The organism is Amycolatopsis sp. NPDC051128, assembly GCF_040682715.1.
Lineage (GTDB): Bacteria > Actinomycetota > Actinomycetes > Mycobacteriales > Pseudonocardiaceae > Amycolatopsis.
Map to the genome: position 1 here is coordinate 18995 of NZ_JBFBBN010000060.1, position 21666 is coordinate 40660.

18 protein-coding genes are annotated in these 21666 nt (G+C 71.5%); 14 read left to right on the forward strand and 4 right to left on the reverse strand.

Features of this window, described 5'->3' with window-relative positions; translation table 11 throughout:
* Window positions 1–126 precede the first annotated feature (126 nt).
* On the reverse strand, window positions 127–645 hold the full coding sequence (locus AB0M82_RS39320) for a DUF1707 domain-containing protein (RefSeq protein WP_364733519.1): 519 nt from the start codon (window positions 643–645) through the stop codon (window positions 127–129).
* Window positions 646–754: 109 nt separating this feature from the next.
* Between AB0M82_RS39320 and xerD the strand changes: the two genes are divergently transcribed.
* The 7 genes from xerD to AB0M82_RS39355 all read left to right on the forward strand — a co-directional run bounded on the left by xerD (window position 755) and on the right by AB0M82_RS39355 (window position 7614).
* Window positions 755–1657, forward strand: coding sequence for a site-specific tyrosine recombinase XerD (xerD, locus tag AB0M82_RS39325; protein ID WP_364733603.1), 903 nt, complete (start codon window positions 755–757; stop codon window positions 1655–1657).
* Between the two features lie 147 nt (window positions 1658–1804).
* Window positions 1805–2776: a ParA family protein gene (locus AB0M82_RS39330; protein WP_364733521.1), complete on the forward strand. Its 972-nt coding sequence runs from the start codon at window positions 1805–1807 to the stop codon at window positions 2774–2776.
* Window positions 2773–3183, forward strand: coding sequence for a cobyrinic acid a,c-diamide synthase (locus AB0M82_RS39335; RefSeq protein WP_364733524.1), 411 nt, complete (start codon window positions 2773–2775; stop codon window positions 3181–3183). The genes AB0M82_RS39330 and AB0M82_RS39335 overlap by 4 nt, the downstream gene beginning before the upstream one ends.
* Window positions 3183–4115 (forward strand): segregation/condensation protein A, encoded by a 933-nt coding sequence (locus AB0M82_RS39340; RefSeq protein ID WP_364733526.1) that lies wholly within the window; start codon window positions 3183–3185, stop codon window positions 4113–4115. The genes AB0M82_RS39335 and AB0M82_RS39340 overlap by 1 nt, the downstream gene beginning before the upstream one ends.
* A gap of 77 nt (window positions 4116–4192) precedes the next feature.
* Window positions 4193–4981 carry an SMC-Scp complex subunit ScpB gene (gene scpB / locus AB0M82_RS39345; RefSeq protein ID WP_364733606.1) on the forward strand — a complete coding sequence of 263 codons (789 nt, stop codon included), beginning with the start codon at window positions 4193–4195 and terminating at the stop codon, window positions 4979–4981.
* Window positions 4968–5720 carry a pseudouridine synthase gene (locus AB0M82_RS39350; RefSeq protein WP_364733528.1) on the forward strand — a complete coding sequence of 251 codons (753 nt, stop codon included), beginning with the start codon at window positions 4968–4970 and terminating at the stop codon, window positions 5718–5720. Before scpB ends, AB0M82_RS39350 begins: the two co-directional genes overlap by 14 nt.
* A 52-nt stretch (window positions 5721–5772) precedes the next feature.
* Entirely contained in the window at window positions 5773–7614 is a 1842-nt protein-coding gene (locus tag AB0M82_RS39355; RefSeq protein ID WP_364733531.1) for a Xaa-Pro dipeptidyl-peptidase, read from the forward strand.
* 123 nt (window positions 7615–7737) lie between these two features.
* Here AB0M82_RS39355 and AB0M82_RS39360 read toward each other — a convergent pair whose 3' ends face one another.
* The 3 genes from AB0M82_RS39360 to AB0M82_RS39370 are packed head-to-tail and all read right to left on the reverse strand — an operon-like array spanning window position 7738 to window position 9828.
* Window positions 7738–8931: a cation:proton antiporter gene (locus AB0M82_RS39360; RefSeq protein ID WP_364733533.1), complete on the reverse strand. Its 1194-nt coding sequence runs from the start codon at window positions 8929–8931 to the stop codon at window positions 7738–7740.
* An 8-nt stretch (window positions 8932–8939) separates the two neighbouring features.
* Window positions 8940–9422 (reverse strand): cation:proton antiporter regulatory subunit, encoded by a 483-nt coding sequence (locus tag AB0M82_RS39365; RefSeq protein ID WP_364733535.1) that lies wholly within the window; start codon window positions 9420–9422, stop codon window positions 8940–8942.
* A gap of 37 nt (window positions 9423–9459) precedes the next feature.
* Window positions 9460–9828: a DUF4267 domain-containing protein gene (locus tag AB0M82_RS39370; RefSeq protein ID WP_364733537.1), complete on the reverse strand. Its 369-nt coding sequence runs from the start codon at window positions 9826–9828 to the stop codon at window positions 9460–9462.
* Between the two features lie 91 nt (window positions 9829–9919).
* Between AB0M82_RS39370 and AB0M82_RS39375 the strand changes: the two genes are divergently transcribed.
* The 7 genes from AB0M82_RS39375 (at window position 9920) to AB0M82_RS39405 (ending at window position 21650) form a co-directional block, all read left to right on the forward strand.
* Window positions 9920–10486 (forward strand): TetR-like C-terminal domain-containing protein, encoded by a 567-nt coding sequence (locus AB0M82_RS39375; protein WP_364733540.1) that lies wholly within the window; start codon window positions 9920–9922, stop codon window positions 10484–10486.
* A 90-nt stretch (window positions 10487–10576) separates the two neighbouring features.
* Window positions 10577–11281 (forward strand): (d)CMP kinase, encoded by a 705-nt coding sequence (cmk, locus tag AB0M82_RS39380; RefSeq protein ID WP_364733609.1) that lies wholly within the window; start codon window positions 10577–10579, stop codon window positions 11279–11281.
* A complete protein-coding gene (locus AB0M82_RS39385; protein ID WP_364733543.1) occupies window positions 11278–11937 on the forward strand; it encodes a lysophospholipid acyltransferase family protein in 660 nt (219 codons plus the stop codon). Before cmk ends, AB0M82_RS39385 begins: the two co-directional genes overlap by 4 nt.
* A gap of 17 nt (window positions 11938–11954) precedes the next feature.
* Entirely contained in the window at window positions 11955–13460 is a 1506-nt protein-coding gene (gene der, locus AB0M82_RS39390) for a ribosome biogenesis GTPase Der (protein ID WP_364733546.1), read from the forward strand.
* A 312-nt stretch (window positions 13461–13772) separates the two neighbouring features.
* Window positions 13773–17681, forward strand: a complete 3909-nt coding sequence (locus AB0M82_RS39395) for a Pls/PosA family non-ribosomal peptide synthetase (protein WP_364733549.1) — start codon at window positions 13773–13775, stop codon at window positions 17679–17681.
* Window positions 17682–17769: 88 nt separating this feature from the next.
* Window positions 17770–19185 (forward strand): M1 family metallopeptidase, encoded by a 1416-nt coding sequence (locus AB0M82_RS39400; protein ID WP_364733552.1) that lies wholly within the window; start codon window positions 17770–17772, stop codon window positions 19183–19185.
* A gap of 173 nt (window positions 19186–19358) precedes the next feature.
* A complete protein-coding gene (locus AB0M82_RS39405; protein WP_364733555.1) occupies window positions 19359–21650 on the forward strand; it encodes a glycoside hydrolase family 95-like protein in 2292 nt (763 codons plus the stop codon).
* Window positions 21651–21666 lie beyond the last annotated feature (16 nt).

Here is a 21666-nt window from a genome sequence, read left to right on the forward strand (position 1 = left end):
GATGCGGCGGGGCCACCGTGGCCTCTCGGCCTACCTCACGTGATCAAGGCCGTAACTTGCGTGATTGATGCATTGAGGGACTTCAAGTCCCTCAATGCGACATTCACGGACTTGGAGCCGGGGTCATCAGGGGCGCAGCGGGCGGCCCTGGGCGTCCAGGCCGCCGTTGCTCAGGAGCAGGATGCCGTCGATGATCGGCCAGAGCACGCCGACGCCGGTCATCAGGACGACGAAGAGCTGGAGCAGGCCCAGCCCGGTCTGGCCGGTGTAGAACCGGCCCACCCCGAACGGCAGCACGATCTGGAGCACCCCGGCCACGGTCTTGGACCGGTAGGAGTACGGGGCCGGCATCGACGGCGCGTACGGCATCGGGGCCGGCGGCGGGTACGGGTCCGGCGGCGGCCCGTACATCGGCAGCTGCATCGTCTGCGCGTACGACGGCGGCGGCCCGAAGAACCCCGGGTGCGGCTGCGGCAGGTCGCGGAACAGCGGCCGCAGGTCGCCGAGGGTGGTCGCCGCGTAGGCGTCCGTCACCCGCGTCTCGTACTCGTCCGGCGTGATGCGGCCCATGCCGAAGTGGTCGGCGAGCAGCCTCGCCGCTTCCTCGCGCTCGGCCGTGCCGATGCGGAGCTCGTCCGACTCCATGCGATCCACGGTAACCGCGTCCAGCTGAGAACGGGGTTTCTGCCGGGTCACGAGCCCCGGGCGGCCTAAGGTGACCGGCGTGGCTTCCAGCCCGCACAGCACGGCCGACGTGATTGCCGCGTATCTCGACCACCTGGTCGTCGAACGCGGGACCGCGCGCAACACCTTGGACAGCTACGCCCGCGACCTGCGCCGGTACGCCGCGCACCTGGACGGCCTGGGCGTCGCGAAGATCGCCGATGTCACGGCCGCGCACGTCACGGCGTTCGGCGCCGCTCTCCGGGAGGGCGACGGCGAGCACCAGCCCTTGGCCGCCTCGTCGGCCGCCCGGGCGCTGGTCGCCGTGCGGGGACTGCACAAGTTCGCGCACGCCGAGGGCGTCACCGAGCACAACCCCGCCCGCGAGGTCCGGCCGCCGACGCCGGCGAGGCGGCTGCCCAAGGCGCTGCCGGTCGACGACGTGCTGCGGCTGCTGGAGACGCCGCCGCCGGACGGCGAACGCGCGCTGCGCGACCGGGCGTTGCTGGAGCTGCTCTACTCCACCGGGGCCCGGATCTCCGAGGCGGTCGGCCTGGACGTCGACGACGTCGACGACGCCGAACGCACCGTGCTGCTCGACGGCAAGGGCGGCAAGCAGCGGATCGTCCCGATCGGCCGTCCCGCGCTCGCCGCGTTGCACGCCTACACCGTCCGCGCGCGGCCGGTGCTCGCCGCACACGGCCGCGGCACCGCGGCGCTGTTCCTCAACGCCCGCGGCAGCCGGCTCTCGCGGCAGAGCGCGTGGCAGGTCCTCAAGGACACCGCCGAACGGGCGGGCATCACCGCCGTGGTCTCGCCGCACACCCTGCGCCACTCCTTCGCCACGCACCTGCTCGAAGGCGGCGCCGACGTCCGCGTCGTCCAGGAACTGCTCGGTCACGCCTCGGTGACGACGACGCAGGTGTACACGCTGGTCACGGTCAACACCCTGCGCGAGGTGTACGCGACGGCGCACCCGCGGGCACTCGGCTGAATGGCGTCAGGACCGGCGAAGGGCCTTCATACGCTGGACCGACGGTCGAGTGACATTGCCCCCTCGGGTCCGGCGCGTTGCTTTGCCGGGGCTCCGACTCCGCGCATAGGCTGCGGCGGACGCTGACGAACAAGGAGCTTTCCCGCCATGTCGACACCGAACCAGCCGGCCGGTCCGGCCGCGTCCGCCGGGTCGGCCGCGGCGAACCTCAACCAGGTCACCATCGCGACGCCCGCGGTCCACGACGGCGACGATCCGAGAGAGCGCAACGGCAAGAAGGTGAAGCTCGAGGGCATCGGCCCGACCGGCCGCCCGATCCGTGAGCATCCCGATCCGGCGCCGCTGGAGCGCCACGGCCCGGCGAAGATCATGGCGATGTGCAACCAGAAGGGCGGCGTCGGCAAGACGACGTCGACCATCAACCTGGGCGCCGCCCTCGCCGAGTACGGCCGCAAGGTACTGCTCGTCGACTTCGACCCGCAGGGCGCGCTCGCCGTCGGTCTCGGCATCCAGCCGCACGAACTCGACCAGACGGTCTACAACGCCATCATGGAGCGGGCGGTCAGCGCCACCGACGTGCTGTTGAAAACCCGCGTCGACGGCGTTGACCTGCTGCCGAGCAACATCGACCTGTCCGCGGCGGAGGTCCAGCTCGTCGCCGAGGTAGGGCGCGAGCACACGTTGTTACGGGTCCTTCGTCCGGTCATGAACGACTACGACTATGTTCTTGTCGACTGCCAGCCCTCGCTCGGCTTGCTCACGGTGAACGCGCTGACCGCCGCGGACGGCGTGATCATCCCGCTCGAGTGCGAGTTCTTCAGTCTGCGAGGCGTCGCCCTCCTGATCGACACCATCGAGAAGGTCCAGGAACGCCTCAACCCCAAACTGGACATAGTCGGGATTCTCGCCACCATGTACGACCCGAGAACCCTGCATTCGAAGGAGGTCATGGCTCGCGTGGTGGAGGCATTCGGCGAGACCGTGTTCGACACGGTCATCAACCGCACCGTGCGGTTCCCCGAGACGACGGTCGCGGGTGAGCCGATCACGACCTGGGCGCCCAAGTCGGCCGGCGCCGCGGCGTACCGCCAGCTGGCCCGCGAGGTGATCGCTCGGTGAGCAGGCGTGCCTCCCTGCCCGGAGCGTCGGAACTCTTCCGGATCACCTCCAGCCCAGCTCTCGATCTCCCTCCCCAGGCACCGCCCGAGCCCGTCGAGAAGCCCCAGCCGAAGCCCGCGGACAACGGCCGCGCCGAGCAGCTCGCCCGCAGCGCGGCCCCGCACGGGTCCGGCCGGACCAAGCACGACGCGAAGATCACCGTGTACGTCTCCGGGGACGAGCTCGTGGCCATGGAGCAGGCCCGGCTGACGCTGCGCGCCAAGCACGACCTGGTCGTCGACCGGGGCCGGCTGGTCCGCGAGGCGGTCGCGGTGCTGCTGGCCGACTTCGACCAGAACGGCGAGGAATCGGTGCTGGTGCAGCGGCTGCGGGTGGTCGGCTCAGACGGCGGCGAAACCGAGGGCTGATGGACGAGCCGGCATCGGTCCCGGCCGAATCGCCGCCGGAGCCGGTCGAGCAGGCCCCGGAAGTTCCCGAAGCGCACCAGACGGTGCACGGCGGGATGATCCCCCAGGGCGTGAACACCGAAGAACTGAGCACGTCGAAGTTCAAGGTGCGGCTGGCCAACTTCGAGGGGCCGTTCGACCTGCTGCTGCAGCTGATCTCGCAGCACCAGCTCGACGTCACCGAGGTGGCGCTGCACACCGTCACCGACGACTTCATCGCCTACACGCGGGCGCTGGGCAGCGACTGGAACCTCGACGAGACGACCGAGTTCCTGGTCATCGCGGCGACCCTGCTCGACCTCAAGGCGGCGCGGCTGCTGCCCTCGGCCGAGGTGGAGAACGAGGACGATCTCGCCCTGCTCGAAGCCCGCGACCTGCTGTTCGCGCGGATCCTGCAGTACCGCGCGTACAAGCAGGTGGCGGCCCTGTTCGGCGAGCTGGAGCAGGGCGCGCTGCGGCGGTACCCGCGGTCGGTCGCGCTGGAGGAGCGGTTCGTCGGGCTGCTGCCCGAGGTGATGCTGGGCGTGACGCCGGAGAAGTTCGCCGACATCGCCGTGGCGGTGTTCCGGCCGAAGCCGCCGCCGACGGTGTCCATCGCGCACATCCACATGGGCCGCATTTCGGTCCGCGAGCACGCGGCGGTGCTGCGGGTGATGCTGGCCGAGCGAGGCAAGGCGACGTTCGGCGAGCTGGTCGACGACTGCGAGCACACGGTCGAGATCGTGGCGCGGTTCCTGGCGCTGCTGGAGCTCTACCGCGAGGCGACGGTCCAGTTCGAGCAGACCGAGGCGCTGGCCGAGCTGCACGTCCACTGGACCGGCGGCTCGGTCGAGGAAGCCTCCGTGGCGGCCCAGCAGGACCGCGCCGCCGGAGACGAAGAGGAGTACGGGTGAGCCCCGGAGACACCACAGACACCACAGACACCACAGACACCACGCCGGCCGACGAGACCACGGCCGACAAGGTCGCGGTGGCCGAGGCGCCGGAACCACCCGCGGCCGAAGAACCGGCCGGGGCCGCGGCGGAGCTGGCGCTGGCCGAGGCACTGTCCGGCGAGCCGGTGACCGAGGACGGCGAACCGGAGGAACCCCTGGTCGAGGAGACACCGACCGAGGAGACGGCCACCGAGCCCGAGGCCGCCGAAGACGCGCCTGACCTGGCCGATCCCGAGTCCGACCTCGTCGCCGCCGGTGACGTCGACTCGATGCCCGACGTCAGCTCCGACGAGGCCCTCGAGGCCGCGCTGGAGGCCCTGCTCCTGATCGTCGACTCGCCCGCGAGCGAGGATCTGCTCGCCGAAACGCTCGGCCAGCCGCGGTCACGGATCGTCGTCGCGCTGCGCACCATGGCGCAGAAGTTCACCGACCGGACCAGCGGGATCGACCTGCGCCGCGTCGGTGAAGGGTGGCGGTTCTACACTAGGGACGTCTATGCCCCGTTCGTGGAGAAGCTCCTGCTGGACGGCCAGCGGTCGAAGCTGACCAGGGCCGCGCTGGAGAGCCTCGCCGTGATCGCGTACCGGCAGCCGGTGACCCGAGCCAGGGTCTCGGCGGTGCGCGGCGTGAACGTGGACGGCGTGATCCGGACGCTGCTCGCGCGCGGCCTCATCGAAGAGATGGGAACCGACCCCGAGACGACCGGCACGCTGTACGTGACGACCGAGCTGTTCCTGGAGCGACTGGGGCTGTCGTCACTGAACGACCTGCCTGCCATCGCTCCGTTGCTACCCGAAGTGGACTCCATCGATGACATCCAGTGAACACCCCGACGGCATCCGGCTGCAGAAGGTCCTGTCGCAGGCCGGGGTCGCCTCCCGGCGCACGGCGGAAGACCTGATCGTCGCCGGCCGGGTCGAGGTGAACGGCGAGGTCGTCACCGAGCTGGGCCGCCGGGTCGACCCGGACGCCGCGATCATCCACGTCGACGGCACCCGCGTGAACCTCCGCGACGACCTGATCTACCTCGCCCTGAACAAGCCCAAGGGCGTGCACTCGACGATGTCGGACGACCGCGGCCGCCCCTGCGTCGGCGACTACCTGCGCGGCCGGTACGAGGAGACGCCCGGCGTCGTGCACGTCGGCCGGCTCGACGAGAACACCGAGGGCCTGCTGCTGCTGACCAACGACGGCGACCTCGGGCACCGGCTGATGCACCCGTCGTACCGGGTGCTCAAGACCTACCTCGCGGAGGTCGACGGCCTGGTCCCGCGCGGGCTCGGCAAGGAGCTGCGCAAGGGCTGGGAACTGCCGGACGGCATCGTGAAGGTCGACCAGTTCCGGGTCAAGGACATGCACTCCGGCAAGTCGCTGGTCGAGCTGGTGATCCACGAGGGCAAGAAGCACATCGTGCGCCGCCTGCTCAAGGACACCGGCCACCCGGTGCTCAAGCTGGTCCGCACCGCGGTCGGCGACGTCCAGCTCGGCAACCAGCGCGTGGGGTCGATCCGGCGGCTGACCAAGGGCGAGGTCGGCGCGCTCTACCGCAACGTCGAGCTGTAGTCCCGACTTTCCGCGGTGGCGCGAGGGCGCCCGGCCCTGCCAGCGTGGTCGGATGCGATCCGGTCTGGTCCTGCTCGCGCTCATCCTCTTCTCGACGTTCACCCCCGGGGCGGCGCATGCGGCGCCCCGGGCCAGCGAACCGGTCTACGACTACGCGAAGGCGATCCGCGAAACCGTCTGGGTCGACATCGGCCACGACGGCGACGGCGACGGCCGCTCCGACCGCGTCGCCGCGGACATCGTGCGGCCGGGCGAAGCGACCTCGCGGATCCCGGTGATCATGGACGCCAGCCCGTACTACTCGTGCTGTGGGCGCGGCAACGAAAGCGAGCCCAAGACCTACGACAGCGCCGGGAAACCGGTGAAGTTCCCACTGTTCTACGACAACTACTTCGTGCCGCGCGGGTACGCCGTGGTGCTCGTCGACCTGGCCGGGACGAACCGCTCGGCCGGTTGCGCGGACGTCGGCGGCGCTTCGGACGTCGACTCGGCCCGCAAGGTCGTCGACTGGCTGAACGGCCGTGTCACCGGCTACAGCGCGAAGACCGGCGGCAGCGCGGTGAGCGCCGGCTGGACCACCGGGAACGTCGGGATGATCGGCAAGTCCTACGACGGCACGATCGCCAACGGCGTCGCGGCGACCGGCGTCGCCGGGCTGAAGACCATCGTGCCGATCTCCGCGATCAGCTCCTGGTACGACTACTACCGCTCCGACGGCGCCACGTTCGGCGCCAACCCGGCGGGGCTGGCGCAGACCGTCGAATCCCGCAACGGCGGGCAGAACTGCTCGGCGCAGAATCAGGTCCTCGCCAAGGGCGCGACGGCGAACGGCGACTACGGGCCGCTCTGGGCGGAGCGGGACTACGTGCCGAAGGCGCGGAACGTGCGTGCGAGCGTGCTGCTGTCGCACGGCGTCAACGACCTCAACGTCAAGGCGATCCACTTCGGACAGTGGTGGGACGCGCTGGCCGTCGAGAAGAAGATCTGGCTGTCGCAGACCGGGCACGTCGACCCGTTCGACTACCGGCGGGCGGACTGGGTGGACCTGCTGCACCGGTGGTTCGACCACTACCTGCTGGGTCTCGACAACGGCGTCCAGAACGGCCCCATGGCCAGTGTCGAGCGGCAGCCGGACCAGTGGGCCGACCAGAGCCGGTACCCGGCGGCGAACGCGGTCGCGACGACGCTGCGGCCGCACGCTTCCGGCAGTCTCGGCACCGCAGCCGGGTCCGGGACGGCGTCGTTCACCGACAACCCGAGCCTGGGCGAAGACACCTGGGTGACCAACCCGGGCAGCGCGGCGCTGACCTACTCGACCGGGACGCTGACGTCGGACCTGCAGGTGTCCGGGACCTCTTCGGTGACCGTGACGGCCACGCCGAGCACGGCCTCTGCCCGGGTTTCGGCGGTGCTCGTCGACCTCGGCCCGGCGACGATCCGCAACTTCGCGGGCGGCGGTGAGGGGATCAAGACGAGCACCACGGAGAACTGCTGGGGTTCGTCGGCGCCGGGTGACGACGGTTGCTACCGCGTGACGTCGGCGGACGTGAAGAAGGTCGACTACACCGTCTTGAGCCGCGGTTGGGCGGACCTCGCGAACTACGCTTCCCTGTCCCAGGAACGGGTTCTGACGCCGGGCACGGCGTACGCGATGACGTTCCGGCTGGCGTCCACGGACCACGTCGTGCCCCGCGGGCACTCGCTGGCGTTGATCATCGGCGGCACGGACGGCAGCTTCGTCCGCGGGCCCGCCCAGCCGGGCCGGGTGACACTGGACCTCGCACGGACGTCGGTGTCGGTGCCGCTGGCGGGAACCGTGCCGGCCGCGACGACGCACCCGGCCGCCGACGCCGGTGCGTTCGTGCCCTCGGCGAGCCGGGCGGAGCTGCGCTAGCTCGCCTCGGCCTGAACGCCCCAATGTGGCGTTGGTTGCGTCCAACGCACCGAACGCCACATTGGGTGCGCTGGACGCACCGAACGCCACATTGGGGCGCTTGAGTCCCGGCCCGGCGCCGCGCTAGTTGGCCTCGGCCGGCGCGGTTCTCGCGGCCGACTTGCGTTGCAGGGCGCGGGCGACCGGCTCGACGACGCGGGCCGCGGTCGGGCCGAAGATCGCCATCAGCAGCACGTACGCCGTCGCCAGCGCCGCCAGCTCGCCCGTGACCGCGCCCGCCGCCACCGCCAGCCCGGCGATGACGATCGAGAACTCGCCTCTCGCGACCAGCGCCGCGCCCGCTCGGGCGCGGCCCAGGCGGCCGATGCCCTGCCGCCGCGCCGCCCACCAGCCGGTGCCGACCTTCGTCAGCGTCGTCACCACCGCGAGGACCACGGCCCAGCCGAGCACCGGCGGGATCGACGCCGGGTTCGTGTTGAGCCCGAAGACGACGAAGAACACCGCGGCGAACAGGTCCCGCAGCGGCTCGAGCAAGCGCGTCGCGTTCTCCGCCGTCGAGCCCGAGATCGCGATGCCGAGCAGGAACGCGCCGACCGCGGCCGACACCTGCATCGCCGACGCGAACCCGGCCACGAGCAGGGCCGCGCCGAGGACCTTGAGCAGGAACACCTCGCGGTCCGGGCTGTCGACGGCGGCCGAGACGTACCGGCCGAACTTCAGCGCGATCACCAGCACCACGGTGATCACCAGCAGCGAGATGCCGACGGCTTCCAGCCCGCCGAGGAGCGAGACCCCGCCCAGCACCGCGGTGAGGATCGGCAGGTAGAGCGCCATCACGAGGTCCTCGAACACGAGGATCGACAGCACCACCGGCGTCTCGCGGTTGCCGAGCCTGCCGAGGTCGCCGAGGACCTTCGCGACGATCCCGGACGACGAGATGTACGTGACGCCCGCCATCACCATCGCCCCGACCGGACCCCAGCCCAGCAGCAGCGCGACGGCCGCGCCGGGGGCGGCGTTGAGCACGATGTCGAGCAGGCCCGCCGTCCAGGACCGGCGCAGCCCGGTGAACAGCTCGGCCGCGGAGTACTCCAGGCCGAGCAGCAGGAGCAGCAGCACGACGCCGATTTCGCCGGCGAGGTGCGTGAAGCCGCCGATGTCGGTCAGCGGGATCAGCCCGCCGGAGCCGAAGCAGAGGCCGCCGAGCAGGTAGAGCGGGATGGGGGAGAGGCCGATCTTGCCGGCCAGGCGCCCGAGCACGCCCAGCACGAAGAAGACCGCCCCCAGTTCGATCAGGGACAGCGCGGTGTGGTTCATCGTGCCGCTCAGCCGTACTTGAGGATCTTGGCGGCGGCTTCGAGGCCCTCACCCGTGCCGACCGCGACCAGCAGGTCGCCCCCGGTGAGCGTGAAGTCCGGCGTGGGTGAGGGATGCACCTGGCCGGCGCGCGCCACCGCGACCACCGAGACGCCGGTGCGGGTGCGCATCGCGGTGTCGCCGAGCGTGCGGCCGTCGAAGGGGCCGGACGGCTTGATCGGCAGCTGCCGCGTGCTGATCCCCGGCAGGTCGCGGTGTTCCTCCGTGAGCTGCGCGACCAGCTGCGGCGCGCCGAGCAGGTTGGCCAGTGCGCCCGCCTCGTCCGCGGTGAGCGGGATCGAGGCGGCGCAGGCATCGGGATCGTCCGGTTTGGACACGATCAGCTCGATGTGACCGTCCCGCTGGGTGACGACGCCGATGCGGCGGCCGGTACGGGTGGCGAAGTCCTTGCGGACCCCGATGCCGGGCAGGGGCGTTACTTCGACGTTCACCCAACCACCGTAACCCAGGTGTCCGTTTCGCGTGATTTCAGCCGAGCAGCAGGAGCAGGCTCGCGACGACCATCACGACGGCGGTCAGGCCGTGGACTCCGAAGGCGACAGCCTTCTTTCCCCGGTGGCGCAGGACGATCAGCATGTCGAGGAAGGGCCAGACGGCCGCGGCGAGGAAGGCCCAGCCCAGCGCGTGCGGGTCGCCGTAGATCATCAAGGCCAGCGGGACGAGACCGGCCCCGATGTCGCGGCCGCCCTTGACGTTCAAGAAAGTGTCGGCGTTCTCGGGAACTTCGCCGAAGCCGAAGCCCGCGGCGATCTTCCTCGGCGCGAAGAGGTAGTTGAGCCCGATGTAGATGATCCCGAGCGAGACGATCGCGACGAGGACGTAGCCGGCGATGATCATGGTGTTTCCTCCAGTTTTCTAGCATCGCTAGGATTGCTAGCAACGCTAACCTAGCGACGCTAGTTTGTCTAGCAGTGCTAGCATGTGACGTATGACCCAGCGACAACGGCGTGTGCGCGACCGGACCGAGCGAGGGCGGCGGATCGTCGCCGCGGCCAGGGAGCTGGCCGAGGCGGAGGGCTGGGACGCGGTCACCACCCGGCGGCTCGCGGGCCTGATCGAGTACAGCCAACCGGTGCTCTACAGCCACTTCCCGGGCGGCAAGGACGCGATCATGGCGGCGGCCGCGCTGGAGGGCTTCACCGAGCTGGCCGCGACGCTGGTGGCGGCCCGCCCCGGCGGCCTTGGCGGGGTGGCGGGGTCCTATCTGGCCTTCGCCGAGGCGAAACCCGGCCTCTACGACGCGATGTTCACGCTCGCCTCGGAGCTGCGGTTCGCCGAGGACGACACCCCGGAGGTGATGAAGGCGTGCTTCGCGGAGCTCCTGGCGGTCGTCGAGCCGACGGCGAGGGAGGAGGAGGCGGGTGCGTTGACCGAGGTGTTCTGGAGCACGCTGCACGGCCTGGCGACGCTGGATCGGGGGCGCCGGCTGTCGCCGGCCCACCGTGACGAGCGCCTCGCGCTCGTGGTGGATCGCTTCGGCGCGCGGGGCGACTGATCTCCTCCGTACCCCGACCGGCAGAATGGAGACCGGCCAGGCCGAGACGAGAACGCTAGGAGAGTGCCGGTGACGGGAGCCCTACGTGGTGTGGTCGCGCTGGACGGCCCCTCGGGGACCGGGAAGACCACCGTCGCCCGCAAGCTCGCCCAGCGGCTCGGGGCCGGCTACCTCGACACCGGCGCGATGTACCGGATGGTCACCCTCGCCGTGCTGCGCGCCGGGATCGACCCCGCCGACGCGGCCGCCGTCGCCCAGTTCGCCGACACCGCCGACTTCGGCATCGGCACCAGCCCCGACCGGCCCGAGATCAGCCTCGCCGGCGAGGACGTCGCCGCCGACATCCGCGGGCCCGAGGTCACCAGGGCCGTTTCGCCCGTGTCGGCCGTGCCGCACGTGCGTGAGCTGCTGGTCACCCGGCAGCGGCGGATCATCGGCGAGGTCCTCGGCAGGGTCGGCGGGATCGTCGTCGAGGGCCGCGACATCGGCACGGTCGTCGCGCCGGACTCGCCGCTGAAGGTCTACCTCACGGCGTCGGCCGACGTCCGCGCGTCGCGGCGCAGCACCCAGGACACCGCGGCCGGGCGGAAGTCGTCGGTCGCCGACGCGCTCGCCTCCGTCGAGCGCCGCGACCACCTCGACTCGACCCGCGCCGCCTCTCCGCTGCGCGCCGCCGAAGACGCCGTCCACGTCGACACGTCCGAACTGTCCATCGACCAGGTGATCGTCGCGCTCAGCGAACTGGCCGGCCACCGCGGCCTGCTTGCGGGGTGCAACGCAGAGGTAGCTCGATGAAAGCTGACGGACTGCCGGAAGGCTCCGTCGGCTGGCTCCACGACGCCGGGCGGATCGTCGGCCGGTATCATCTGCGGGCGGTCTTCCGGATCCGCGTGCATGGCCGCGAGCGCATGCCCGCCACCGGGCCGGTGCTGGTGGTCGCCAACCACAGCTCGTTCATCGAACCGCAGCTGATCTTCGGAATGCTGCCGCGGCGTTCGGCGTTCTTGGTCAAGGCCGAGCTGTTCGCCGGGATCGTCGGGAAGTTCTTCCTGGCGATCGGGCAGATCCCGCTCAAGCGCGGCGAGATCGACCGCAAACCGCTGATGACGGCGGTAGGCGTGCTGAAGGACGGCGGTGTCGTCGGGATCTTCCCGGAGGGCACCCGCGGTGCCGGGGACGTCGGCGCGGCCGAACGCGGCGCGGCCTGGCTGGTCCGCGCGTCCGGTGCCGTCGTGCTGCCGGTCGCGACGCGCGGGACGCTCAAGCCCGCGGACGGCAAGCGGCGCTGGCGCCCGCGCGTGGACATCCTCGTGGGGGAGCCGTTCTCGCCGAAGGTCGGACCCGGGAAGACCGGGCTCGACCAGGGCACCGAGGAGCTGCGCGGCGAGCTCGCGGCGCTCGTGAAGACTTTGGACGATTGGCGTACCGAAAACGGTTTCGTTACGCCATAAGGGAAATTGGGTTTCTGATGGCTGAGTTTGATCCCGCCTCCGCGGGAAAGAATACGTCGGCGGCGCTGGACAGCGTCGGCGAGATCGACGGCACCTGGTCGGACGAGACCGAGTTCGCCGCGCTCGACGCGCAGATCGAAGCGGCGGACGAGGCCGAGGAGGCCGCGCTCGCGCAGCCGGTGCTCGCCGTCGTCGGCCGGCCGAACGTGGGCAAGTCCACGCTGGTCAACCGCATCCTCGGCCGCCGCGAAGCCGTGGTGCAGGACGTGCCGGGCGTGACCCGCGACCGCGTCGCCTACGACGCCTACTGGGGCGGGCGCAGGTTCACCCTGGTCGACACGGGCGGCTGGGAGCCGGACGCGACCGGGCTGCAGGCCTCGGTCGCCGCGCAGGCCGAGCTGGCCATGCAGACCGCGGACGCGGTGCTGCTGGTGATCGACGCCTCGGTCGGCGCGACGGCGACCGACGAGGCCGTGTCGAAGGTGCTGCGCCGCTCGAAGAAGCCGGTGCTGCTGGCCGCGAACAAGGTCGACGACGACCGGCTGCTCGCCGACACCGCGTCGCTGTGGTCGCTCGGCCTCGGCGAGCCGCACCCGGTCAGCGCGCTGCACGGCCGCAGCTCCGGCGACCTGCTCGACGCGATCCTCAAGGCCCTGCCCGAGTCGCCGCGCGAGGGCGGCGCCGTGACGTCGGGCCCGCGGCGCGTCGCGCTGGTCGGCAAGCCGAACGTCGGCAAGTCGAGCCTGCTGAACAAGCTGTCCGGGGAGGAGCGCTCGGTCGTCGACTCGGTGGCGGGCACCACCGTGGACCCGGTCGACTCGCTGGTCGAGCTGGACGGCGAGACCTGGCGGTTCGTCGACACGGCGGGCTTGCGCAAGCGCGTCAACTTCGCCGCGGGCGCCGAGTACTACGCCTCGCTGCGCACCAAGACCGCGATCGACGCGGCCGAGGTCGCGATCGTGCTGCTGGACGCGGCCGAGCCGCTGTCCGAGCAGGACCTGCGGGTGCTGACCATGGTCGTCGAGGCCGGGCGCGCGTGCGTGCTGGCGTTCAACAAGTGGGACCTGGTCGACGAGGACCGCCGGTACGCGATGGTGCGCGAGCTGGACCGCGGCCTGGTCCGCGTCCCGTGGGCGGAGAAGGTCAACATTTCGGCGCTGACCGGCCGCTCGGTGCGCAAGCTCGCGCCCGCGCTGCGGACCGCGCTGAAGTCGTGGGACCAGCGGGTCCCGACCGGCCAGCTCAACGCGTGGCTGTCCGACCTGGTCGCGGCCACCCCGCCGCCGGTCCGTGGCGGCAAGCAGCCGAAGGTGCTGTTCGCGACGCAGGCCGGCATCCGCCCGCCGACGCTGGTGCTGTTCACCACCGGCTTCCTCGAGGCGGGCTACCGCCGGTTCATCGAGCGCAGGTTCCGCGAGCAGTTCGGCTTCACCGGCAGTCCAGTCCGGGTGAATGTCCGGGTCCGCGAAAAGAAGGCGAAGCCGGTCGGCGGAAAAGCCGCCCGCCCCACCAAATCCCGGTGAGCCGTTTGCCGTAACTCGCGTGATCGGGGCCGTGATTCGCGTGATTGAAGCCGGAACTCGCGAGTTACGGCCCCAGTCACGCGAGTTACGTCTTCAATCACGCGAGATGCGGCCTGGATCACGCTGGTCACGCATGATCGCGTGAGGTCCGACACTCCGTCGTGACCCTGTGGATATCTTTCCTTCACCTGCCGGTATGGTGAAGGGTCGTTGCGGGCGCCTCATTCGGAGAGCTGACCCGATTGAGGCTCCCGAAAGGTGAGTGGTGGGCTTGCGCGCCCATGGTTCTGTGCTGTCCGTGGTGAGTGGCCGATGACCGTCACCGTCGAACCTGCCGTCCCCGCGGAGGTCGCGCTCGCGCCGTCCCCGGTGGCCGGCCAGGCGCTGTTCTGGTCGGGTCTCGGCGCGAGCGAGCGAACCCTGCTCGACATCCTCGCCGACACCGCCGAGCGGCACCCGAACGCCGCCGCGATCGACGACGGCACCACCACCCTGACCTACCGGCGCCTGCTCGAGGAGATCGACGGCTACGGCCGCCGGCTGCGCGGCTACGGCGTCGGCCTCGGCGACCGCGTCGGCATCCGGATCTCCTCCGGCACCGCCGAGCTGTACGTCGCGATCCTCGCCACCCTGTCCGTCGGCGCCGCCTACGTGCCGGTCGACGCGGACGACCCGGACGAGCGCGCCGAGCTGGTCTTCGAAGAGGCCCAGGTCGCGGCCGTCGCCACCAACGGCAAGATCAACGTCCACAGCACGCCCGGCGGCCGGGACGGCGTCCCCGGCCCGGCTGACGACGCCTGGATCATCTTCACCTCCGGCTCCACCGGCAAACCCAAGGGCGTCGCGGTCACGCACGCCTCCGCGGCCGCGTTCGTCGACGCCGAAGCCGAGCTGTTCCTCACCGAAGAGCCGATCGGCCCCGGCGACCGGGTGCTGGCCGGGCTGAGCGTCGCCTTCGACGCCTCCTGCGAAGAGATGTGGCTGGCCTGGCGGCACGGCGCGTGCCTGGTCCCGGCGCCCCGCGCGCTGGTCCGCACCGGCGTCGACCTCGGTCCGTGGCTGGTCGCGCAGCGGATCACCGTCGTCTCGACCGTGCCGACGCTGGCCGCGCTGTGGCCCGCCGACGCGCTCGAAGACGTCCGCCTGCTCATCTTCGGCGGCGAGGCCTGCCCGCCGGAGCTGGCCGAGCGCGTCGCCGTCGAAGGCCGCGAAGTCTGGAACACCTACGGCCCGACCGAGGCCACCGTGGTTGCCTGCGCCGCGCAGCTGACCGGCGAAGCCCCGGTCCGCATCGGCCTGCCGCTCGCCGGCTGGCAGCTGGCCGTGGTCGACGACGACGGTGCGCCGGTCGCCATGGGCCAGACCGGCGAGCTCGTCATCGGCGGCGTCGGCCTGGCCCGCTACCTCGACGCGGAGAAGGACGCGGAGAAGTTCGCGCCGCTGCCGTCGCTGGGCTGGCAGCGCGCCTACCGCTCGGGCGACATGGTCCGCGCCGAGTCCGAAGGCCTGCTGTTCCTCGGCCGCCTCGACGAGCAGGTCAAGCTCGGCGGCCGCCGCATCGAGCTGGGCGAGGTCGACGCGGCGCTGCAGTCCCTGCCGGGCGTGCAGGGCGCGGCCGCCGCGATCCGCCGCACCAAGGCAGGCAACCAGGTCCTCGTCGGCTACGTCGTTCCGGCACCCGGAGAAACCTTCGACCTCGAGCAGGCCGCGATCCGGCTGCGCGAGCACCTTCCCGCCGCGCTGGTGCCGCTGCTCGCCGTGGTCGACGACCTGCCGACCCGCACCTCCGGCAAGGTCGACCGCAACGCCCTCCCGTGGCCACTGTCCACTGTGGAGGCTTCCGGGCTGACCCCGACCGAGGCGTGGCTCGCCGAAGGCTGGGCCGAGATCATCGGTGTCTCGGTCGACAGCCCGAAGGCGGACTTCTTCACCCACGGCGGGGGCAGCCTGACCGCCGCGCAGGTGGTCGCCCGGATCCGCACCCGGCACCCGCAGGTGTCGGTCGCCGACATCTACCAGTACCCGAAGCTGGGCGCGCTGGCCGCGATGCTGGACGCGCTGAGCGGCCAGGCCACCGAGCGCCGGGACATCGAGCCGACCCGGCGACGCGCCGGTGTCATCCAGTCGCTGCTGATGGTCCCGCTGATGGGTCTCGTCGGGCTGCGCTGGGCCACGCTCGCCGCCGCGCTGTCGAACGTCCTGTCCCTGCTCGGGTTCGCCTGGGCGCCGACGCTGAGCTGGGCCTGGGTCGCGCTGGCCTGGGTGGTGCTGTTCAGCCCGGCCGGGCGGATCGCGATCGCCGCCGGCGGTGCGCGCGTCCTGCTGTCCGGCGTCCGGCCCGGCACCTACCCGCGCGGCGGCAGTGTCCACTTGCGACTGTGGACGGCCGAGAAGCTCGCGGAGTTCAGCGGCGCGGACAGCGTCGCCGGCGCGTCCTGGATGACGACGTACGCCAAGGCGCTCGGCGCGCGGATCGGCAAGGACGTCGACCTGCACTCGCCGCCGCCGGTCACCGGCTTCCTCAAGCTGGGCCGCGGCGCGGCGATCGAGCCCGAGGTCGACCTCACCGGCCACTGGGTCGACGGCGACGTCGTGCACATCGGCAAGGTCCACGTCGGCGCGGAGGCCCGCGTCGGCGCGCGCAGCACGCTGTTCCCCGGCGTCCGCATCGGCAAGGGCGCGGAGATCGCGGCCGGGTCGACCGTGCGCGGTGCCGTGAAGGCCGGTCAGCACTGGGCCGGTTCGCCCGCCGCCCCCATCGGCAAGGATGGCAAGGACGCGAAGGACGCGCTGAAGTGGCCGTCGAGCCGTCCGCCGCGGTCGCGCTTCTGGGCCACGGTTTACGGCATGACGTCGATCGTCCTGGGCTTCCTCCCGGGCTTGGCCGCGCTGCCGGGCGTGGCGGTGCTGGGTTACGCGATCGCCGGGGCGCCGACGCTGCTCGCGGCGTTCACCCAGGCGCTGCTCTTCGTGCCGGTCGCGACCATCGCCTACTTCGGCACGTACATGCTGCTCGTGCTCGCCGGCGTCCGGTCGCTGAGCATCGGCATGGTCGAGGGCTACCACCCGGTGCACGGCCGCGTCGCGTGGCAGGTCTGGGCCACCGAGCGCCTGATGAGCATGGCCCGCGAAGGCCTGTTCCCGCTGTACGCCAGCCTGTTCACGCCGGTGTGGCTTCGGCTGCTCGGCGCGAAGGTCGGCCGCAACGTCGAGGCGTCGACCGTGCTGGCCCTGCCGAAGATGACCAAGGTCGACAGCGGCGCGTTCCTGGCCGACGACACCATGGTCGCCACCTACGAGCTCGGCCACGGCTGGCTGCACGTCGCCCCGGCCCGGATCGGCAAGCAGGCCTTCCTCGGCAACTCGGGGATGACGGCGCCCGGCCGCTCGGTGCCGAAGCGCGGCCTGGTCGGCGTCCTGTCGTCGACGCCGCTGAAGGCCAAGAAGGGCTCGTCGTACCTCGGCATGCCGCCGCTGCCGGTACGCCGCGCGATCGGCGACGCCGACACGAGCCGCACCTACACCCCGGCGCTGCACCTCAAGGCGGCCCGGTCGCTGATCGAGCTGTGCCGGATCGTCCCGGTGATGTGCGGGGTCGCGCTGACCGTGGCGGTCGCGTTCGGCCTGCTGCTGGCGGCGTCGGCGTTCGGCTTCGGCGTCGCCGCGCTGCTGGCCGGGCCCGCCCTGCTGGCGGCCGGGATCGTCGCGGCGCTGACCGCGACCGCGATGAAGTGGCTGCTGGTCGGGAAGTTCCGCGAGGTCGACCACCCGCTGTGGAGCTCCTTCGTCTGGCGCAACGAGCTGGCCGACACCTTCGTCGAGACCCTCGCGGTGCCGTGGCTGATCGGCTCGCTCGGCGGCACCCCGCTGCTGGCCGCCTGGCTGCGCACCATGGGCGTCAAGATCGGCCGCGGTGTCTGGCTCGAGACGTACTGGCTGCCCGAAGCCGACCTCGTCGAGCTCGGCGACGGCGCGACGATCAACCGCGGCTGCGTCGTGCAGACGCACCTGTTCCACGACCGGATCATGAGCATGTCGCGGGTGACCCTCGGCGAGGGCGCGACGCTCGGCCCGCACGGCATCGTGCTGCCCGGCGCCGGCATCGGCGCCCGCACCACGGTCGGCCCGGGGTCGCTGGTGACCCGCGGCGACGAGGTGCCGGCCGACACCCGCTGGCTCGGCAACCCGATCTCGGCGTGGCCGGGTAAGCAGGCCAGGTAAGCGGAAGGTCACGAAGCAGGATCCTGGCGCGCCGGGCTCACCCCGTCCGTGCGAGCCTGGTTGGAGCACGCACGGAGAAAGGCAACGGGTGATTTCGAAGGCTCCCGCTCCCGGCGCGGACACCTCCGGTGACCCGTACCTCCCGGCGCACGGCAACGGCGGCTACCGGGTCCGGCACTACGAGCTGACCCTCGACTACAAGGTCGCGCCGAACCGGCTGTCCGCCTCGGCGGTGATCAGCGCCGAGGCGACGCAGGCGCTTTCCCGCGTCAGCTTCGACTTCGGCGAGTTCCGGATCAACCGCGTGCTGGTCGGCGGGAAGCCGGCGAAGTACCTGAAGCGGGGCGCGAAGCTGCACGTCAAGCCGGTGAAGTCGCTAGCGGCGGGCGCGGAGTTCACGGTCGAGGTCCACTACGTCGGCAACCCGCGCCCGGTGGGCAGTCGCTGGGGCGACGTCGGCTGGGACGAGCTGACCGACGGCGCGCTCGTGGCGAGCCAGCCGGTCGGCGCGCCGTCGTGGTTCCCGTGCAACGACCACCCGTCCGACAAGGCCACCTACCGGGTGACCCTGACGACGGCGTCGCCGTACCTGGTCGCGGTCACCGGCACGCTGGTCGAGCGGTCCACCGCGGCCAGCACCACGAAGTGGGTCTACGAACGGCGTGAGCCGACGGCGACGTACCTGATGAGCGTGCAGATCGGCCGGTACGACGAAGTCGAGCTGACCGGCCGCGGCTGGTTCCCGCACACGGGGGTGGAGTTGCGCCGGCTGAGCCTCGGTTTGGGGCGCGCGAGCGGACAGGTGGAGGCGGTTTTCGAAACCGTGCCGCAGCGGGCCGCCGTGCCGCCGCGGCTGCGTCGCGCGTTCGACCGCGACTTCGGGCGCCAAGGCCGGATGATGGAGTTCCTGCAGCGGCTGTTCGGCGCGTACCCGTTCCCCGAGTACGTCATCGTCGTCACCGACGACGACCTCGACGACCCGATCGAGGCGCAGGGCATGGCGATCTTCGGCGCCAACCACGTCGACGGCCGACGCACCCACGAGCGGCTCGTCGTGCACGAGCTGGCCCACCAGTGGTTCGGCAACAGCCTGACGGTGGCCGACTGGCGGCACATCTGGCTGAACGAGGGCTTCGCGACCTACGCCGAGTGGCTGTGGTCGGAAGAGTCGGGCGGCCAGTCCGCGGACGCGCTGGCCCGCGCCTGGCACGCCCGGATCAAGGCCAAGCCCGCGGACGTCCGGATCGCCGACCCGGGTGTGGCGCGGATGTTCGACGAGCGCGTCTACAAGCGGGGAGCGCTGACGCTGCACGCGCTGCGGGCCGAGATCGGCGATCCGGCGTTCTTCGCCCTGCTGAAGGCGTGGGCCGTCGAGCACCGGCACGGGCTGGTCACCACGGAGCTGTTCGTGGCGGCGGCGGAGGCACAGGCGGGACGTCCGTTGCGCGCGTTCTTCACGCGCTGGCTGGAGACGCCCGCGCTGCCCTCGCTGCCGGGTTCGTAGGTCGGCCGAGTTCCCTCGCATATCCGAGCGGTGTCCCGCTCATCGGGATACGTCGGATGTCTCTGCCACTGTCCGGGTGAACTTCTCTGGCTATTCCGCGCCTCGTCTGCAAGTATGGCCGCACGCCGCCTGATGATCTCGCCGAAACGTAGTATGAATTCGGAGGATTCTTCATGGACGCAGTGTCCCGGCGGACCGTTCTTCGCGCTGCCTCGGTCGCCGCGGGGGCGGCCGCGTTCGGCGGCCTCTGGGGCCGCGCGGCCCCGCCGGCGCTCGCCGCCACGAACCCGCACGCCGACGTCGCCGCGGACGCCCGCATGGTCTGGCGGCGGCTGCCGAAGAACTGGCAGGAAGGTCCGTTCCTGGCCAACGGCTACCTCGGCGCGCAGGTCTACGCCGGGAAGACGCCGCAGGAGCTCAAGGTCATGCTGAGCCACACCCAGGTGCAGGACCAGCGGATCCAGTGGGAGGCCGGCATCGGCCTGTCCCGGCTGCCGATCGGCTTCCTCACGCTCACCCTGGCCGGCGCCATCACCGCCGTCGACTGGACGCTCGACCTCTACAACGCCGAACTGGGCGGCACGATCACCACGACGCGGGGCTCGGTCGCGTTCTCCGCGGTGGTGCACAACGACCTGGGCGTGCTGCTCGTCTCGCTGACGCCGAGCGCGGGCGAGGCCGGGGCGGCGTGGGCGTTCCAGCCGCTGGAGTCGGCGACGACCCGGACCGTCCGCAAGCCGCCCGAGTACGTCGCGAACCCCGCGCCCGAACTCGGCGACGGCTACTGCGCCCAGCCGATGCTCGCCGGTGGCGGCTACACGACGGCGTGGCGGGAACGCGCGATCGGCACGCGACGGCTGCTCGCCGCCACTGTCGCCTACAGCTTCCCGGGCACGACCCACACGGCGGCAGCGCTCGAAGCCGTCCGGAAAGCGCTTGCCGCGCGGCCGGACGCTCTCCTCGCCCGCCATCGCCGCTGGTGGAACGACTACCACCGGCGCAGCTTCGTCTCGGTGCCGGACAAGCAGGTGCAGCGGTTCTACTGGATCCAGCTGTACAAGATCGCGGCCGCCACCCGCGCGGACGGGCCCGTGGTGTCCGAGTGGGGCCCGTGGTTCCCGGAAGTCGGCAACAGCTGGACCGCGGTCTGGTGGAACCTCAACGTCCAGGTCACCTACCCGATCGTCAACAGCAGCAACCACCCCGAACTCGACGCCGTCACCGAGACCTTCCGGCGCGACCACGCGAACCTCGAGACGTCCGTGCCACCCGCGTACCGCGACGGCGACACCTACGCGCTTTCGCACCCCGGTGACTGGCGGCTGCGTCCCGGCGGCACGCGCTCGGTCGGCGTCCCCGGCACGACGTCCAAGACGGACCAGACCGGGAACCTGCTGTGGGGCCTGCACAACGTCTGGCTCGCCTACCGGCACCACCTGGACCGGCGCGTGCTGCGTGACGTCCTGTATCCGACGCTGGCGAAGGCGCTGAACTTCTACCGCCACTTCCTGTTCACCGGCCCGGACGCGTACCTGCACCTGCCGCTGACCCGGTCGCCGGAGTACGCCGACGCGCCGGACTGCACCTACGACCTGTCGCTGATCCGGTGGGCGGCCCGCACCCTCGTCGACTCGGCCCGGATCCTCTGCCTCGACGAGCCGCGCGTGCCGGCCTGGCGCGAAATCGGCGCGAAACTCGTGCCGTACCACGAAACCGCCGCCGACGGCGTCCTGATCGGCGACGGCGTTCCGCTGGCCGCGTCGCATCGGCACTTCTCGCACCTGCTGTGGCTGTACCCGCTGCGGGAGAAGGTGTGGGACGTGCCCGCCGACCGCGACCTCATGACGCGCACGTTCAACCACTGGACCGCGGACCAGCAGGCGTGGCACGGCTACAGCTACGCGGCCGCGTCGTCGATGAGCTCGGTGATGGACGCGCCCGAAGAAGCCTTGCGGTACCTGAAGTTCTTCCTCGACCGGAACATCGTGGCCGACACCGAGCTGACGGCGAACACGATGTACCGCGAGGGTTCGAACTTCGCCGTCGAGAGCCCGATCACCGCCGCGCAGTCCCTGGTGGACATGCTGATGCAGGGGTCGGGGGGCGTGCTCAAGATCTTCCCGGCGGTGTCGGCGACCTGGCGCGACGCCTCGATCGCCGGCCTCCGTGCGGAAGGCGCGTTCCTCGTGGACGCCTCCCGCCGGGCCGGCACGACGGAGTTCGTCCGTGTGCGCAGCGAAGCCGGGGAACCACTCGTGCTGCAGCACGGCATCGCCGGGGACGTCGACGTCCGCGACGAACACGGCAGGCGACTGCCGACCCGCCCGGCCGGCCCCGGCCGGGTCGCGATCGGGCTGCGGCGCGGCGGCACCGCCGTCGTCACCCCGCGGGGCGGGCGGCCGGACTTCGCGCCCCGGGACGTCCCCGCGCTCGGCCCGGCGCCGGCGTGGGGCCTGCCGAACTGACATCCGCTTCAACGAG